Origin of the sequence: Caminicella sporogenes DSM 14501, assembly GCF_900142285.1 — a bacterium.
Classification (GTDB): domain Bacteria; phylum Bacillota; class Clostridia; order Peptostreptococcales; family Caminicellaceae; genus Caminicella; species Caminicella sporogenes.
Window position 1 is genome coordinate 89,077 of sequence record NZ_FRAJ01000009.1, and the last position, 15,764, is coordinate 104,840.

Genomic DNA, 15,764 nt, shown 5'->3' on the forward strand with positions numbered 1-15,764 from the left:
AAAGAAGGAGTATGATGCACATGGAAAGAGTATTAAAAGGCTTAGAGCCAGAAGCTGTATTCAGACATTTTGAGGATTTAACAAGAATTCCTAGGGGTTCAGGAAATGAAAAAGAAGTAAGTGATTTTTTAGTTGAATTTGCTAAGAAAAATGGTTTAGAAGTAATACAAGAAGAATGTTTAAATGTAATAATAAATAAACCAGCTACGCCGGGATATGAAAATAGTCCAAGAGTTATTTTACAAGGGCATATGGATATAGTTTGTGCAAAAGAAGAAGGTTTGGAATTTGATTTTGAAAAAGATCCTATTCAAATATGCGTAGATGGAGATATGATTCGTACAAGAGGAACAACACTTGGTGCTGATAATGGAATAGCTGTAGCAATGATAATGGCAATATTAGAATCAAAAGATTTGCCTCATCCACCTTTGACAGCTCTTATTACTGTTGCAGAAGAGACAGGAATGGATGGAGTTTTAAATTTAAATCCTGAAAATATTTCAGGAGATATTTTGATTAATATAGATTCAGAGGAAGAAGGTACAGCACTTTCTTCTTGTGCAGGTGGAGTAAATAATATAATCCATCTTCCAATTGAATGGAAAGAAGCTGACTTGAATAAAGAAGCTTATAAAATATCAATAAAAGGTCTTTTAGGCGGACATTCTGGAATGGAGATAGATAAGAATAGAGGAAATGCAATCAAACTTTTAGGAAGAATGTTGGAAAAGTTAGATGATAAAGTAGACATAGATGTTGCAGGGGTTTTTGGTGGAGAAAAAATGAATGCAATAGCTAAAACAGCTAGTGCAATTGTATTAATAAAAAATTCTGAAGCTGATGATTTTAAAGATGTTGTTAAAGAATGTGAAAAAATATTTAAAAATGAATTTATGACTTCTGATCCAGATATAGAGATTTCATTGGAAAAAGTTGAAACTCCTAAGAAAGTGTTTAGCCAAAATACTAAAGATGCTTTAATAAGCATTTTAAGACTTATACCTAATGGTGTACAGACTATGAGTGCTAATATAAACGGACTTGTAGAGAGTTCAAATAATATAGGAGTACTGGATACTAAAGAAGATGAAATAATATTTAGCAGTGCAGTTAGAAGTTCTGTAAAGACATTAAAAGAAGAAATAAATAAGAGAATAGAAAAAATATGTAAGTTAACAGGAGCTAAAATGGAGCTTGTTGGAGATTATCCAGAATGGGAGTACAAGCCAGATTCTCATATAAGAAATTTGATGAAAAAAGTTTACAGAGAGATGTATGGTAAAGAATTAAAAATAGATGCAATTCATGCAGGATTAGAATGTGGACTTTTAAAAGAAAAAGTTGGAGATATAGATATGATTTCAATAGGGCCAAATATATACGATGTTCATACTCCAAGTGAGCATTTAAGTATATCTTCAACAAAGAGAGTATATGAATTTTTATGTGAAGTACTAAAAGAAATGAAATAATTTAGAACGGTTAAAAGCCGTTCTTTTTTCTTTTTAAATTTAATCATATTCCCCACAGTGTTCACATAAAATGTAGAGAATAATGTGGACAAAGGGGGACTAAAATGAAAAATATTTTTTATTTAGTAGTTGGAATATTTGTAGTACTAATAATAATACCGATGATTTTAATATATAGTTGTGATATGAATGTATCAAAAAAAAGTGTAGAGGATAAAAAAACAGAAGAAATAAAAATAAGAGTATATTTGCATGAAACTAAAAGAATTAAAGAAGTTGAGCTTGAGGAATATGTAAAGGGTGTAGTAGCAAGTGAGATGCCTGCGACATTTGAACTTGAAGCACTTAAAGCTCAAGCTATGGCAGCCAGAACTAAAGCTCTATATCAGAAAATAAAGTATGGACCTAAAGGAAATCCAGCTCATCCTGGTGCAGAAGTTTGTGATGATGTGCACTGTCAAGTATATAGGAGTAGAGAAAAATTAAAAGAAATTAAGGGTGAAAAATGGTTTAAAAAGTACTGGCCTAAAATAGAAGAAGCGGTTGAAAGTACGAGAGGATTAGTTATTACTTATAATGGAAAATTAATAGACCCATTATATCATTCAACGAGTGGTGGCAGAACTGAAAATTCAGAAGATGTATTTGAAACTATGGCACCTTATTTGAGGAGTGTTGATAGTCCATATGAGCAAAGTTCAAAACATTTGGAAAGTACAGTAGTTATTTCAACTAAAGAATTTGTATCAAAAATAAATTCTGTATATAAAGATAGTGGATTAAAGAGCAGTAATATTGTAGATTCTTTAAAAGTGCTGGAAAGAACTGAGGGTGGAGATGTAAAGAGGATTAGAATAGGAAATAAAGTACTATCAGGTAGAAAAATAAGAGAAATTCTTGGACTAAGGTCTGCTGATTTTCAGATAATAGTATCAGGAGATAAAGTGACTATTAAAACAAGAGGATACGGTCATGGAGTGGGTATGAGTCAGTATGGAGCAGATGGAATGGCTAAAAGAGGATATAAATTTGATGAAATAATAAAGCATTATTATCAAGGTGTAGAGATAGAGAAATTTAAAAAATAACAGTATATAGTTTTAGGGCTTAGTTTACAACATGTCAGTTGATATTATATTTTAAAATGAAGTTTTGATTATCAAAATAAAAAATTTATAATTATGTATTGTCCATCTGTCTTTTGGAAATACTACCAAATGGAGGTGGACAAAATGAAATTTAAGAAGATATTTACAAGGAATAATAATACTATTTACAATGGGAGCAAAGGTATATGGAATAAACTTTTAAAGAATGAAGGTTTTTACATTATCATGTTTTTATGCGTATGTATAGTCGGAACAACAGCTGTTTGGGTTGCAAAATCAAATTTTAATAAGTTGGGGTCAGATGATTTTAAGAGTGACAAAGAAAACATTGTAGGTATTGATGATTCTGAAATTGTTGATTTAGCAGAAGATGAGATGAAAAAACAGATGTCAGATGTAATAGTAGTAGATGAAAAAGATATGGTAAATAATGACAAAACAGTACAAAAAGATGCAAATCATGATAAAAAAGATGCAACAACTATGCCTAAAAAAACTATAAAAAAATCTAAAATTTTAGTTAAGAAAAATGAGAAGCAAAAGGCTATTATTGCAAAGATAAAACCGGATAAAAAGAATATAGATAAGGAAGCTACTATGGCGTCAAGTCAAAGTGCAATAGCTATGATTTGGCCTGTTGAAGGAAAGTTAGGAACAGGTTTTGCACTGGAAACTTTAGTTTATTCTGAAACTTTAGAGCATTTTACTACACATCATGGAATAGATATAATGGCAGAAAAAAATACACCTGTAAAAGCAGCACTTAAGGGAGAGGTTGTTGAGGTGCTTACTGATTCAAGACTAGGTATAACTATTTCAATAAAACATGACAATGGACTGATAACACGATATAGTAATTTATGTACTGATGCTATGGTAAAAGTAGGAGATAAAGTAGCACAGGGGCAAACAATAAGCGGAGTGGGAACTTCTTCATTATTTGAGTCAGCACAAGGACCACATTTACATTTTGAGGTTTTAGAGAATGGAAAAAATGTTGACCCTATGAAATATTTATCACAGAAAGAATAGATATTAGCTGTATAGAACTTGTAACAAATAGGTTCTATATACCCCCTAAGTTGCATATTATGTAACAAGTCAACTTTTTAAAGGGGGTACATCAGTGAAGGATTATATAGAAGAAAGAGCTGTAGAGATTGCTGAACATATAATAAGAAAAAAAACAACTGTTAGACAAACAGCTAAAGTATTTGGAGTAAGTAAAAGTACAGTACATAAAGATGTTACTGAAAGACTTCCTAAGATAAACCCTCTTTTAGCTAGTAAGGTTAAAAAGGTACTGGAAAAAAATAAGGCTGAAAGACATATTAGGGGTGGAAAAGCAACAAAAATGAAATACCAAAAGATGTCAAAACAGATTTGAGTAACATTAGACAAAAGCAGGGTATATCCCTGTTTTATTATTTTTTTGATTTAAAAATTTCTTTCGTATTTGTTAAAAATTGTTTATAATATAATTAATGATTTTTTGAAAAAATTTAGAGAAAATAGAGGAATTTGTAGAATAATATAGAACTAAGACATGATATTCATTCGTTTCAAGAATTAAGAATTAAAAAAACCCCAGAGGAATAATTTTAAGTTTGAAATTTAAATATTAGTTAGTAGAACTTAGTTAGTAGCAAGTAGTTAGTTGCAAAAAAATCTTTTACTACTAACCACTAACTACTAAAAGAAGTTTAAAAAGACCTAAAAGAGTAACTTCAAAGATGTATCTGTTTTTAAACATTAGTTGGAAATTAAGTTTTATAATCATATATTAAATAATTAATATACATGAAAGGTGGTAAAAAATGTTTGGTTTTGGTGCGGAAATAGGAATAGACCTCGGCACAGCTAGTGTACTAGTTTATATAAAGGGAAAGGGTATAGTACTACAGGAGCCTTCTGTTGTGGCAATTGATAAAAATACAGATCAAATATTAGCAGTAGGTTCAGAGGCAAGAAAAATGCTTGGAAGAACGCCGGGAAATATAGTTGCAATCAGACCTTTGAGGGATGGAGTTATATCAGATTATGAAGTTACAGAAAGAATGCTTAGGTATTTTATACAAAAAACGTGTGGAAGAAAAAGATTTTTTAAGCCTAAGATAATAGTTTGTGTTCCGAGTGGAGTAACAGAAGTTGAAAAAAGAGCTGTTATTGATGCAACGACTGAAGCAGGTGGAGGAAAAACTTATCTTATAGAAGAGCCTATTGCAGCTGCTATAGGAGCTGGACTTGATATAACTAAGCCAGATGGTAATATGGTTGTTGATATAGGTGGAGGAACGGCAGATATTGCAGTGATTTCTTTAGGTGGTATAGTAGTTAGCGAGTCGATTAAAGTAGCTGGAGATAAATTTGATGATTCTATAATTAAATATATGAGGAAAGCTCATAACATACTTATAGGTGAGAGAACAGCTGAAGATTTAAAAATAAATGTTGGATGTGCATATCCTAAGTTAAAAACAGCTAAAATGGATTGTAGAGGTAGAGACCTTATAACAGGACTTCCTAAGACTATAACTGTAACTTCTGATGAAATGCTAGAAGCTTTAAGTGAACCTGTTAATGCTATAGCTGATGCAGTACATGCTGTACTTGAAAAAACACCTCCAGAACTTGCTTCTGATATAAGTACAAGAGGTATTGTTATGACTGGTGGAGGTTCACTTCTCAATGGATTAAATAAATTAATTGAAAAGAGGACAGGCATTCCTACTTATATAGCAGAAGATGCAATATCATGTGTGGCAAGAGGTACAGGATTATCCTTAAATCATTTAGATGTTCTTGAAAAAAGTATGATGACAGGTAGAAAAGGTAGAAGAAGATATTAAAGAGAAAAGCTGCTAGCCTTATGGCTGGGAGCTTTTTGAAATTAGCGTTAAGTTTTGTATTTAAAATCTGTAAGCTTCGATATTTAATATAGTTAAAGATACGATTTTTATATACCGATAGTTATTATAAGAGTAAAATTGTCTATGGTTTGTATTTGATATTGAAAGGAGTCATATTCATGTTTCGTGGACTTTATATATCCGGTTCGGCACTTATGACTAATAATAGAAAGATAGATGTAATAAGTAATAATATAGCAAATATAAATACTACTGGTTATAAAAAGGATTTAGTACTTATTGAGTCTTTTGAGGATACTTTAATAAGCAAAATAAATGGAGATAAACCTATAGAAAATCTGGGACAAGTTGTAAATCTTAAAATAAAGCAAGTAGATAATTATTATGTAGCGGAAACTGAAAAAGGATTTTTTAAGATAAATACACCTACAGGTATAAGTTATAATAGAAGAGCACAGTTTACAGTTGGAGAAGATGGTTATCTTAGAACTTTTTATAAAAATAGAAATGGAGAAATAGATAGTAGTTACGGTTATCAAATTTTAGGAAATAAGGGACCTATATATGTTGGCGATGGAGAATTTAATATAAATGAAAATGGAGATGTATTTGTAAATGGCGAGGTAGTAGATAATATACTCACTAAGCCTCATCCGTTAGTAATAGGTACAATGAGTTCAGGTGTAAAACTTGAAAGGATAGAAACGAATTTTATACAAGGACAATTAATAAGAACAGGCAATCCGCTTGATTTTGCTATAAAGGGAGAAGGATTTTTTAAAATTGAAACAGAAGATGGAATAAGATATACAAGAAATGGTTCTTTTAAATTGAATAAAAATAAGGAATTAGTAACATCAGAAGGATATAGAGTATTGGGAGAATATGGACCTATAATACTTGATGGAGAAAAAATATCTCTAACTCCTTATGGAGAATTAATGGTAGATGGTGAGGTGGTTGATAAGCTATCGGTAGTAAATATTAAAAATTTGAGGGATTTAAGAAAGGTAGGTAACGCACTTTGGAAAATGGAAGATAATGTAGAGCCGGTAGAAGAAGAATTTACGGGAGAGATATATCAAGGAAAACTGGAAGGTTCTAATGTTGACCCTGTAAAAGAAATGGTGGAAATGATGACACTGTTTAGAGGATACGAGTCAAATCAGAGATTGATAAGAGCATATGATGAAACAATAGGAAAAGCAGTTAATGATATAGGGAGAGTTTAAGAATTAAGAGTTGAAAAGACTCTAGAAGAATGATATTAATATTTATAATTAATAAGGAAAGGTTTAGATTTGTTTGTTAAATAAAAATTTAAACTGGAGGTATAGATAATGAGAGCATTATGGACTGCTGCATCTGGTATGAAAGCTCAGCAACTTAATATAGATACGATTTCAAATAATTTGGCTAATGTAAATACTACAGGATATAAAAAGCAAAGAGTAGAATTTAAGGACCTTTTGTATGAACAACTTAGAAATGACAATTTTAACGAAGGAGAAGGCAAACCAGTAAACTTGGAAGTTGGACATGGTGTGATGCCTTCGGCTATAGTAAAAACATTTACACAAGGAAGTTTTGAAGAAACGAATAATGAACTTGATTTAGCTATAAAAGGAGAAGGATTTTTTGTAGTAAGAGATGAAAATGACAATTTATACTTTACAAAGGACGGAAGCTTTAAATTAAGTATAGAAGATGGAGAAGCAAGATTGACAACATCAGATGGTTATTTTGTACAAGGAGATATAGGGGATATAGAACTAGGAAGTGATATAGAAGAGATAACTATATCGAAAGATGGAGTAATAAATGTAAAGAGAAGTGATAGTGATGAACCTGAAGAAATAGGAACACTTATGATTGTAAAGTTTCCTAATCCTGAAGGACTTGAAAGTATAGGTAATAACTTATTTAAGCAAACAGTAGCTTCAGGTGAATATGTAGAATCTTTTGAAGGTGATGCAGGAGAAGTATTGCAGGGATTTCTTGAAACATCAAATGTGCAGGTAGTAGAAGAAATGATTAAACTTATTACTGCTCAGAGAGCTTATGAAATAAATTCAAAATCAATTCAGACATCTGATGAAATGCTCCAGACCGCAAACAACCTAAAAAGGTAATATACTGAGAATATTCTATTGCCTGACAAACTAGAAAGGAGCTTTATTTCATGAAAATAAATGATATAAACCTGCAAAGTAAAATATATCAATCAAAAATAAAGGCATCAAAACAAAACACACAACAATTTAAAGAAATGCTGGAGAAAGCAAAACAAAATAATGATACAGAGGCTTTAAAATCTGCATGCAAACAATTTGAAGCAATTTTTGTAAATATGCTTCTTAAGAATATGCGAAAAACAGTAGTTGAAGGTGGATTTATAAAAAAAAGTCATGCAAGAGAAATATTTGAAGGAATGCTTGATGAAGAAATAGCAAAAGAAGTGTCAAAAGGACAGGGAATAGGATTAGCAAAGATTATGTATGAACAGTTATCAAAAAATATTAATTTTGATAAAGAATAAAATAGTAGTTTGTGATATAATAAATTTGACCTATTAGTTTTGACCCCATGGGAAAAATAAAAGAAGGGGGATAAAATAATGGAAAAACTTCTTAGAGAAATTTTAGAAAAAGTCAGTTCCATAGATAATAAGATGGAGTCTATGGAACATAGAATGGAATCCATGGACCAGAGAATGAAGTCTATGGAACAGAGAATGGAGTCTATGGAACATAGAATGGAATCCATGGATCAGAGAATGAACGCTATCGAGCAAAGAATGGATATTATCGAGCAGAGAATGGACAATATCGAACAAAGAATTGATGTTATTGAACAAAGAATGGACAACATTGAACAAAGGATTGATGCTATCGAACAAAGAATCGATACTATCGAACAGAGAATTGACACTATCGAACAGAGAATTGATAATATCGAGTACAGAATTGATTCCATAGAAGAAACAGTAATATCTATGGATAAGAGGATTAGTTCTATTGATAGGAGATTAGGCAAAGTAGAAGAAGAAGTAAGTACAATCAAACAAGATGTAATAGAAATAAAAACTAAACAAGTTACTATTTATAATCAAACTGCTGATTTAACAGAAAGTAGTACAGAAATAAAAATGAGGTTTAATGTTGTTATAAGAAATCAAGAAACAATATTCGAAGATATAGAAGTAATAAAATTAGAACAAAAAAGCATGAATGCTCATTTTGCATCAATAAATGAATTGTTAGGAGAACATGAAGCAGGATTTAGAACATTAAGAAGAAAAAAGATATTATAGACTTTTTTCATTTAAAATTGACAAAAATTTAAATAAAAAAAGGAAAAAATAAAAAAGTGTAGAATGCTATTATGAAGATTAGAGCAAATATGCATCTAATCTTTTTTTATCATGATAAAAAAATTTACTATAATTTATTACCAAATTGTTTAACATTTTATTACAAAACATAAGATTTATTGAACAAATATGACAAATAATTTAAAATATATATTGGGATAATTAGAATATTTAAATCAAATATTAGACATTAAATATCTTTTTTGAAAGGAGAAAATTACTATGCTAAATAACATAGACATACAAAATATAATTCCACATCGCTATCCATTTCTTCTTGTTGACAAAATAGTTGAAATAAATCCGGGGCAAAAAGCAGTAGGAATTAAAAATGTAACTATAAATGAACCGTTTTTTCAAGGACATTTTCCAGGCAATCCAATTATGCCGGGAGTACTCCAAGTAGAAGCACTTGCTCAAGTAGGAGCAGTAGCAGTGCTTTCAATGGAAGAAAACAAAGGGAAATTAGCAGTATTTACAGGAATAGATAAACTTCGCTTTAAAAGACAAGTAGTGCCGGGAGATACACTACGACTAGAAGTAGAAATAATAAAAATGAGAAGAAATATAGGAACGGGGCAGGCAGTAGCTTATGTAGGTGATGAAGTGGCTTGTAAAGGTGAAATAATGTTTGCGTTGGTAGAACAGGAGTAGATTAGTAAGTGGTTAGTAGCAAGTAGCAGGTAGTTAGTAGTAAAGATTTGCTGAGGATTGAGAGCTGAGAACTCTACTCCTGAGAATCTAAAGCCGAGAACTAAGAACTTTTATTTCTAAGAGTCTAAAGCTTAGAATTGAGAACTATTTATAGAAAGGGGCTATTTAAATTGGAAAATGTGCAATATGATGAAATAAGTCTACGTGAACTTATAGAAATAATATTAAAACAAAAAAACATAATAATAGGAATAACTATAGTGTCATTATTAATATCATTTGTAGTAAGTTTCTTTGTTTTAGATCCAGTTTATGAGGCAAAAGCTGTTCTTATGGCTTCTCAAGTAACAGATAAAATAAGACCTATTCAAAAAATAGAAGGAATAGAAGGTATATTAGATACAATATCTAAATATCCACAGCTTACTATAGAAACTTATAAGCAGCAAATTAAAAATCCTGTTATACTTGACGAAATTATTAAAGAATTAAACCTTGATAAAAAAGGAATAACAAGAGATAGTCTGGCAAATATGATAAGGCTTGAAACAATAAAAGATACCAATTTGATAACTATAAAAGTACAAAATACTGACAAAGAGCTAGCAACTAAAATAGCAAACACATTATCAAAAAAATTTATTGCATTTATATCTGAAATAGTAAAAGAACAAGCCAATAAATCATCAAATTTTATTTCAAAACAGTTAGAAGTAGAAAAGGCTAAGCTTGACAAAGCATTGCTTGAATATAAAAACTTTTTATCTCAACCTAGAGGAGTAAAAGAACTTGAAAAAGAAATAGACTCTAAGTTAACACTATTAACTGATTATAAGACAACTCTTACTACTGAAAATGTTAATGAATTACAATTAAGAGCAAAATTAAAACAAGCACAAGAAGAATTAAAAAATACCGAAGAAAAGATTAAGTTAAACAAATCACTTTCTGATGAACCTTATATGGCACAAGTAGTTAATGAAAAAACTCAAAGTACAAGTACTGGTTTATTTAATGTAACAGTAACAGTAGAGGAAAAAAATGATAATTATTACTCATTAAAATCTCAAATTTCAAAATTAAAAATTTCTTTAGCAGAAAGTTTAGCAAAACAAGAAAAACTTAAAAGTGAAATAGAAAAAGTTCAAAAAGAACTTGAAACTCTACAAGGAGAATTGGCAGAGAAAAAGCATAAAGAGAATTTAATTTTAAGAAAAGTAAATATTGCTCAATCAACATATGATGCATTTACAAAAAAACTTGAAGAAGCACGTATAGCTCAATCATCAACAATAGCAGACTCAAGCATTATAATAGTTTCCCCAGCAGTAGATCCTATAAAGCCAATATCACCCAAAAAAGCTTTAAACCTAGCAATAGCAGGAGTATTAGGTATAATGCTCGGAATATTTATAGCATTTTTTAGAGAGTATTGGAAAAATTCGGCAGTGGAAAAAGTTAGTAGTTAGTAGCAATTAGTTAGTAGCTGCTAATCTGCTAATGCGGGGGTAAAAATGAAGAATGGATTTGAAGATTTAGAAGTTTGGAAAAAATCTCATGAATTGACACTTGAAATTTATAGATTGACTAATGAATTTCCTAAAGAAGAAAGATTCAGACTAATAGATCAATTGTGTAGGTCAGCAAGTTCAATACCAGCTAATATTGCAGAAGGAAAAGGAAGATATCATAAAAATGAATTCAAACATTTCTTATATGTAGCAAGAGGTTCACTTGAAGAAACTAAATATCATTTAATCTTAGCAAAGGACCTAGGATATATTGAAAATGAAAAATTCAATGAATTAATAAAATTAATTCAACAAACAGGTAAAATGCTAAACGGTTTAATAAAAAGTCTTTAAACTTTGCCAAGAACTGAGAATTGTTATTTAAACTGAGAGCCGAGAGCTGGGAACAGACAACTAATATCGGGGGTATAATCATGAGTTCAACAACTATTCAAAAAAATTCAATTATAGAAAAACTAATATTTGTAACTTTATGTATACTACTATTCTACCCACCCTTTTTCAGAGGATTATTCTTTCAAAAAGAGCTTTTAATTACGCATATTATAACATTTGCTGTATTTACTATATGGCTTATAAGTAAATTTAAAAATAAAGATTTTAGATTATTTAATTCATTAGCAGACTTATTAGCTCTCGGAATAGTACTTATGTACTTTATATCAACTTTCTATGGAGTTAATAAAAGACTTGCTGTTGCTGAATTTTTAAAATATGCAAATTATTTTGCAATATATTTAATGGTAAGATATTTTGCTCAAAAGGATAGTAAAAACAGCAAAATTATTATAAATACATTACTTTTAAGTGGAGTAGTTGTATCTATTATAGGTATTGGAAGTGCTATAGGTACATTTAATTATAATGGAGCGTTTGTAGGCGGACGTATAAACTCAACATTTCAATATCCAAACACTTTAGCTTCATATTTGATAGCTTTATATATATTAGCAATTGGACTTATCCAAATAGAAAAAAAAGAAAAAAAGAAATATTTATATATATCAATGGCTAATATATACATATTTACATTTATCCCTACACTTTCAAGGGGTATGTGGCTTTTGACCCCTATAGTATTGTTACTATATTTTGTTTTAATACCCAATATAAAAAAAATACAAACAATTATATATTATATAACTACAATATTTCCAGCTTTGTTTTTTTCTTCTCTATTTATAAAATATCTTCAGCAGAAGAATGTATTTATATTGTGGCTCATGGTGATTTTTTCCATAGCTGTTTCACTTTTTATATTTACAATGTATCAAAAATTTTTCAGAGAAAAAATATTTGTTTCATATAGAGCAGTTACTATCATTATTTTAAGCATTACAATAGCTATAGCATTGTTTTCAGTTTTAGCTTTAAATTTAACTCAGCCATTAGAATTATCAAATATTGGTAGTGAAAAGAATACGTGGAAAGCAATAGACAGACCAGTAAGAAATGTATTGAAAAATAAAGAATATAGACTAGAATCAGATGTTGAAATCAAAATTTCTGATAACAAACCTTATGCTGGTAGGATTATAGTTTACAGCATTAGTGATAAAGGAAAAACAGAGAAGTTGGCATATGTAGATATTAAAGAATCTGGTAAAATAGCTTTAAACTTTAAAACAAAAGAAAATACGGAATTTATTAAAGTTAGATTTTTGAACTATTATAAAGATACAAAGGTAAAGTTTTTAAATGCATCAATTTATGATAATAGTACCAATAAAAAAATTAAGAATTTAAAATTAAAATATAAATTTATTCCTGAAAAAGTTATTTCAAGATTTTATGCTATAAACTCAAATGAAAGAAGTGTTAAAGGAAGAATAAATTTCTATAAAGACGGATTAAAAGTTGCGAAAGATTATTTTCTGCTTGGAGCAGGAGGAGGAGCTTGGCAGACTCTCTACTTTAAATATCAATCATATATGTATTGGACTACCCAAGCTCATAACTATTTCTTGCAGTTGTGGATAGAAACTGGAATAATTGGTCTATTGATATATATCGGTTTAATTGTTATATTGATATTGCATTTTATAATATCATTGAAAAAACTTGAAGAAGATAATAAAATACTGCAGATTGCAGTTAATATTGGATGGATTAGTATATTAGCTCATAGTATTATTGATTTCGATTTATCGTTAGGAGCTATGTCGATACTGCTTTGGTGTTTATATGGACTAAGCTATCAACGAAAATTATCTACTGAAAAAAATAAAATAAAATCAAATACTACAAAATATATTTCTACTGCAGTGGCTGTTTTATTGTTATTTACTTCATGGTCGTTGCATTTAGGACAAATCTATGCAGATGAAGCAGTAAAATTGGCAGAAAATAAAAAGATTATTGATTCAATGAAAAGTTTTGAAAAGGCTTCAAAATATGATCCATTTACCTCTAATTATTTAGTAGACCTTTCGACTGTATATAGTGTTTTAGCTAGAAAAGATAAAGTATATATTAAAAAAGCATGTGAAGCTGTAGATAAAGCTGTAAAACTTGATTCATATAACTCTAAAATACTGATGAAAGCAGGAGAGGTATATCTTAATACTGGCGATTTTAATAAAGGTATAGAATATATAGAAAAAGCTGTAAAACTCCAGCCAATGAATATAAAAAATTATAGAAATCAAGGGCAAATATATTTAGCTGTACTAAAATATTTTTTAAAAACTAAAGATGAAAAAAACATAGAATATATAATAGCGAAAATAGAAGATATGCTAAAGTTTTTAAAAGATACGAACAAAATATCTGCGCAGCCTTTAGGATATGATAAGGGATTAAATTTATTATTACAAAAGTTAGAATATGTAATTGATAATAAAGATAACTTTGAAGTTTTAAAAGATATTGATAAAATAGTTATGTACAATAAATTTAATTGGGACTTGGATAGAAATAATTTACCAGACAAATCATGGATAGTAAATCGAAAAAATGGACAGTTTAAGTTAGACTATACGGATAAAGGCAGTATAGTATTACAAAATGATGGTAGAGATTATGGATATTTAATGCTTTATGACTTAAATTTAGAAAAAGATAAAGAGTATGTATTTAAAATAAATTATAAAAGTAATTTAAATCCATCTGATTTTGATATATATTTGTATGATTATACTAAGAAAACAAAAGTAATAGCTAGATTTGAGAATTTAGAAAAACAAGATAAATTTGCTGTAAAAGAATTTAACTTTAAAATAAGTGACAACATTGAAAAAGGCAAACAAAGATTAGGCATCATTCATAGGGGGAATGGCGGAAAAATTGAAATAAAGGATATTTTGATAAAAGAGAAGTAGTGAAGTTATCGGTTAGGATGTTTAAGTTTATGCTTTGGAGAAAGTTTGAAAATATAAAATATATCAGATTAAATATATTGATATTTTTAGAGCAAAAAAATTGTACTTAGTTGCTTAGTTTAAAATGAGTTTCTAGTAAATAAGATAAAAAAATTAGGGAGAAATTTATATGATGTCTAAAATAATTTCGCTTTTTAAAAGAAAAAAAGATTTAAAAAAAGATTTATATGAAACTTGTATCATTTGTAAATGTAAGACACATATTAGAAAAGATCAGCCTATAGAGGAACGTTATGGTTATATAGAAGGAGTAGGACAGCTTTGTTATGAATGTTATAAAGAAATAAAAAATTTTGAGATTAGTAAATTTAAGGAGTGAAAGAATGAGTATTTTAATAACAGGTGGAGCAGGTTATATTGGAAGTCATACCTGTGTAGAACTTCTTAAAGTAGGTTATGATATTGTTGTAGTTGACAATTTTTTTAATAGTAAACCTGAAGTTTTAAAGCGTATTAAGGAAATAACAGGAAAAGAATTTAAATTTTATGAAGTAGATATTTTGGATAGAGAAGGGCTTGAAAAAGTATTTTCTAAAAACAATATTGAGGCAGTTATTCATTTTGCAGGGCTTAAGGCAGTAGGTGAGTCTGTAGAAATTCCTCTTAAATACTATCATAACAACATTACTGGTACTATTATACTTTGTGAAGTGATGCAAAAATACGGTGTAAAGAAAATGGTATTCAGCTCATCTGCTACTGTATATGGGAAACCTAAAAGTGTACCTATAACAGAAGATTTCCCACTTGGAGCTATCAATCCTTATGGACGTACTAAATTAATGATAGAAGAAATATTAAGGGATGTATATATTTCTGATAATGATTGGAGTATAGTTCTTCTTAGATATTTCAATCCAATTGGTGCCCATGAAAGTGGTAGGATTGGTGAAGATCCAAATGGTATACCAAATAATTTAATGCCTTATATTACTCAAGTAGCAGTAGGAAAAAGAGAGAAACTTAATATTTTCGGAAATGATTACGATACTCACGATGGTACAGGTGTTAGGGATTATATTCATGTAGTTGATTTAGCTAAAGGACATTTAAAAGCCCTTGAAAAGATTATGGCTACTAAAGGTATAGATGCATATAATCTAGGAACTGGAGTAGGATATAGTGTACTTGATATTGTTAAAAGTTTTGAAAGGGTTACAGGACAGAAAATTCCATATATTATTACAGAGAGAAGAGAAGGAGATATAGACAAGTGTTATGCTGATCCAACTAAAGCTTATAAGGAATTAGGATGGAAAGCGAAAAAAAATATTGAGGATATGTGCAAAGATTCATGGAATTGGCAGAAAAATAATCCTGATGGATATAGTTGTTCATAAAAATATATAATTAAATTTATCAATCAGGGGG

Annotated in this window: 15 protein-coding genes; all 15 read left to right on the top strand. The window is 29.3% G+C overall.

Annotated elements, in window-relative coordinates:
- Positions 1-20: 20 nt before the first annotated feature.
- The 15 genes from BUA90_RS06440 (at position 21) to galE (ending at position 15,733) form a co-directional block, all read left to right on the top strand.
- On the top strand, positions 21-1,475 hold the full coding sequence (locus BUA90_RS06440; protein WP_072966784.1) for an aminoacyl-histidine dipeptidase: 1,455 nt from the start codon (positions 21-23) through the stop codon (positions 1,473-1,475).
- 104 nt (positions 1,476-1,579) lie between these two features.
- A complete protein-coding gene (gene spoIID, locus BUA90_RS06445; RefSeq protein WP_072966786.1) occupies positions 1,580-2,563 on the top strand; it encodes a stage II sporulation protein D in 984 nt (327 codons plus the stop codon).
- A gap of 144 nt (positions 2,564-2,707) precedes the next feature.
- Positions 2,708-3,616: a M23 family metallopeptidase gene (locus BUA90_RS06450; RefSeq protein WP_072966789.1), complete on the top strand. Its 909-nt coding sequence runs from the start codon at positions 2,708-2,710 to the stop codon at positions 3,614-3,616.
- A 94-nt stretch (positions 3,617-3,710) separates the two neighbouring features.
- Positions 3,711-3,971: a sporulation transcriptional regulator SpoIIID gene (gene spoIIID / locus BUA90_RS06455; RefSeq protein WP_072966792.1), complete on the top strand. Its 261-nt coding sequence runs from the start codon at positions 3,711-3,713 to the stop codon at positions 3,969-3,971.
- Positions 3,972-4,401: 430 nt separating this feature from the next.
- The gene (mreB, locus tag BUA90_RS06460) at positions 4,402-5,433 is read left to right on the top strand and encodes a rod shape-determining protein (RefSeq protein WP_072966794.1); all 1,032 of its coding nucleotides are present in this window, start codon (positions 4,402-4,404) and stop codon (positions 5,431-5,433) included.
- 179 nt (positions 5,434-5,612) lie between these two features.
- Positions 5,613-6,686, top strand: a complete 1,074-nt coding sequence (locus tag BUA90_RS06465) for a flagellar hook-basal body protein (RefSeq protein ID WP_072966797.1) — start codon at positions 5,613-5,615, stop codon at positions 6,684-6,686.
- A 108-nt stretch (positions 6,687-6,794) separates the two neighbouring features.
- Positions 6,795-7,586, top strand: a complete 792-nt coding sequence (gene flgG / locus BUA90_RS06470) for a flagellar basal-body rod protein FlgG (RefSeq protein ID WP_330390687.1) — start codon at positions 6,795-6,797, stop codon at positions 7,584-7,586.
- Between the two features lie 50 nt (positions 7,587-7,636).
- Positions 7,637-7,993, top strand: a complete 357-nt coding sequence (locus BUA90_RS06475; protein ID WP_072966802.1) for a rod-binding protein — start codon at positions 7,637-7,639, stop codon at positions 7,991-7,993.
- A 78-nt stretch (positions 7,994-8,071) separates the two neighbouring features.
- A complete protein-coding gene (locus BUA90_RS06480) occupies positions 8,072-8,767 on the top strand; it encodes a tropomyosin (protein WP_072966804.1) in 696 nt (231 codons plus the stop codon).
- Between the two features lie 282 nt (positions 8,768-9,049).
- Positions 9,050-9,481: a 3-hydroxyacyl-ACP dehydratase FabZ gene (gene fabZ, locus BUA90_RS06485; protein ID WP_072966806.1), complete on the top strand. Its 432-nt coding sequence runs from the start codon at positions 9,050-9,052 to the stop codon at positions 9,479-9,481.
- A gap of 179 nt (positions 9,482-9,660) precedes the next feature.
- Positions 9,661-10,950: a GumC family protein gene (locus BUA90_RS06490; protein WP_242945058.1), complete on the top strand. Its 1,290-nt coding sequence runs from the start codon at positions 9,661-9,663 to the stop codon at positions 10,948-10,950.
- 45 nt (positions 10,951-10,995) lie between these two features.
- The gene (locus tag BUA90_RS06495; protein WP_072966810.1) at positions 10,996-11,346 is read left to right on the top strand and encodes a four helix bundle protein; all 351 of its coding nucleotides are present in this window, start codon (positions 10,996-10,998) and stop codon (positions 11,344-11,346) included.
- Between the two features lie 80 nt (positions 11,347-11,426).
- Positions 11,427-14,333, top strand: coding sequence for an O-antigen ligase family protein (locus BUA90_RS06500; protein ID WP_072966812.1), 2,907 nt, complete (start codon positions 11,427-11,429; stop codon positions 14,331-14,333).
- A 169-nt stretch (positions 14,334-14,502) separates the two neighbouring features.
- On the top strand, positions 14,503-14,712 hold the full coding sequence (locus BUA90_RS06505) for a hypothetical protein (protein ID WP_094756772.1): 210 nt from the start codon (positions 14,503-14,505) through the stop codon (positions 14,710-14,712).
- 4 nt (positions 14,713-14,716) lie between these two features.
- Positions 14,717-15,733, top strand: a complete 1,017-nt coding sequence (gene galE, locus BUA90_RS06510; RefSeq protein WP_072966814.1) for a UDP-glucose 4-epimerase GalE — start codon at positions 14,717-14,719, stop codon at positions 15,731-15,733.
- The last annotated feature ends 31 nt before the right edge of the window (positions 15,734-15,764 follow it).

Excerpts from the sequence above, each read along its gene's own strand:
- BUA90_RS06440 (WP_072966784.1), top strand. The coding sequence starts at position 21 with ATGGAAAGAGTATTAAAAGGCTTAGAGCCAGAAGCTGTATTCAGACAT.
- spoIID (WP_072966786.1), top strand. The coding sequence starts at position 1,580 with ATGAAAAATATTTTTTATTTAGTAGTTGGAATATTTGTAGTACTAATA.
- BUA90_RS06450 (WP_072966789.1), top strand. The coding sequence starts at position 2,708 with ATGAAATTTAAGAAGATATTTACAAGGAATAATAATACTATTTACAAT.
- mreB (WP_072966794.1), top strand. The coding sequence starts at position 4,402 with ATGTTTGGTTTTGGTGCGGAAATAGGAATAGACCTCGGCACAGCTAGT.
- BUA90_RS06465 (WP_072966797.1), top strand. The coding sequence starts at position 5,613 with ATGTTTCGTGGACTTTATATATCCGGTTCGGCACTTATGACTAATAAT.
- flgG (WP_330390687.1), top strand. The coding sequence starts at position 6,795 with ATGAGAGCATTATGGACTGCTGCATCTGGTATGAAAGCTCAGCAACTT.
- BUA90_RS06475 (WP_072966802.1), top strand. The coding sequence starts at position 7,637 with ATGAAAATAAATGATATAAACCTGCAAAGTAAAATATATCAATCAAAA.
- BUA90_RS06480 (WP_072966804.1), top strand. The coding sequence starts at position 8,072 with ATGGAAAAACTTCTTAGAGAAATTTTAGAAAAAGTCAGTTCCATAGAT.
- fabZ (WP_072966806.1), top strand. The coding sequence starts at position 9,050 with ATGCTAAATAACATAGACATACAAAATATAATTCCACATCGCTATCCA.
- BUA90_RS06495 (WP_072966810.1), top strand. The coding sequence starts at position 10,996 with ATGAAGAATGGATTTGAAGATTTAGAAGTTTGGAAAAAATCTCATGAA.
- BUA90_RS06500 (WP_072966812.1), top strand. The coding sequence starts at position 11,427 with ATGAGTTCAACAACTATTCAAAAAAATTCAATTATAGAAAAACTAATA.
- BUA90_RS06505 (WP_094756772.1), top strand. The coding sequence starts at position 14,503 with ATGATGTCTAAAATAATTTCGCTTTTTAAAAGAAAAAAAGATTTAAAA.
- galE (WP_072966814.1), top strand. The coding sequence starts at position 14,717 with ATGAGTATTTTAATAACAGGTGGAGCAGGTTATATTGGAAGTCATACC.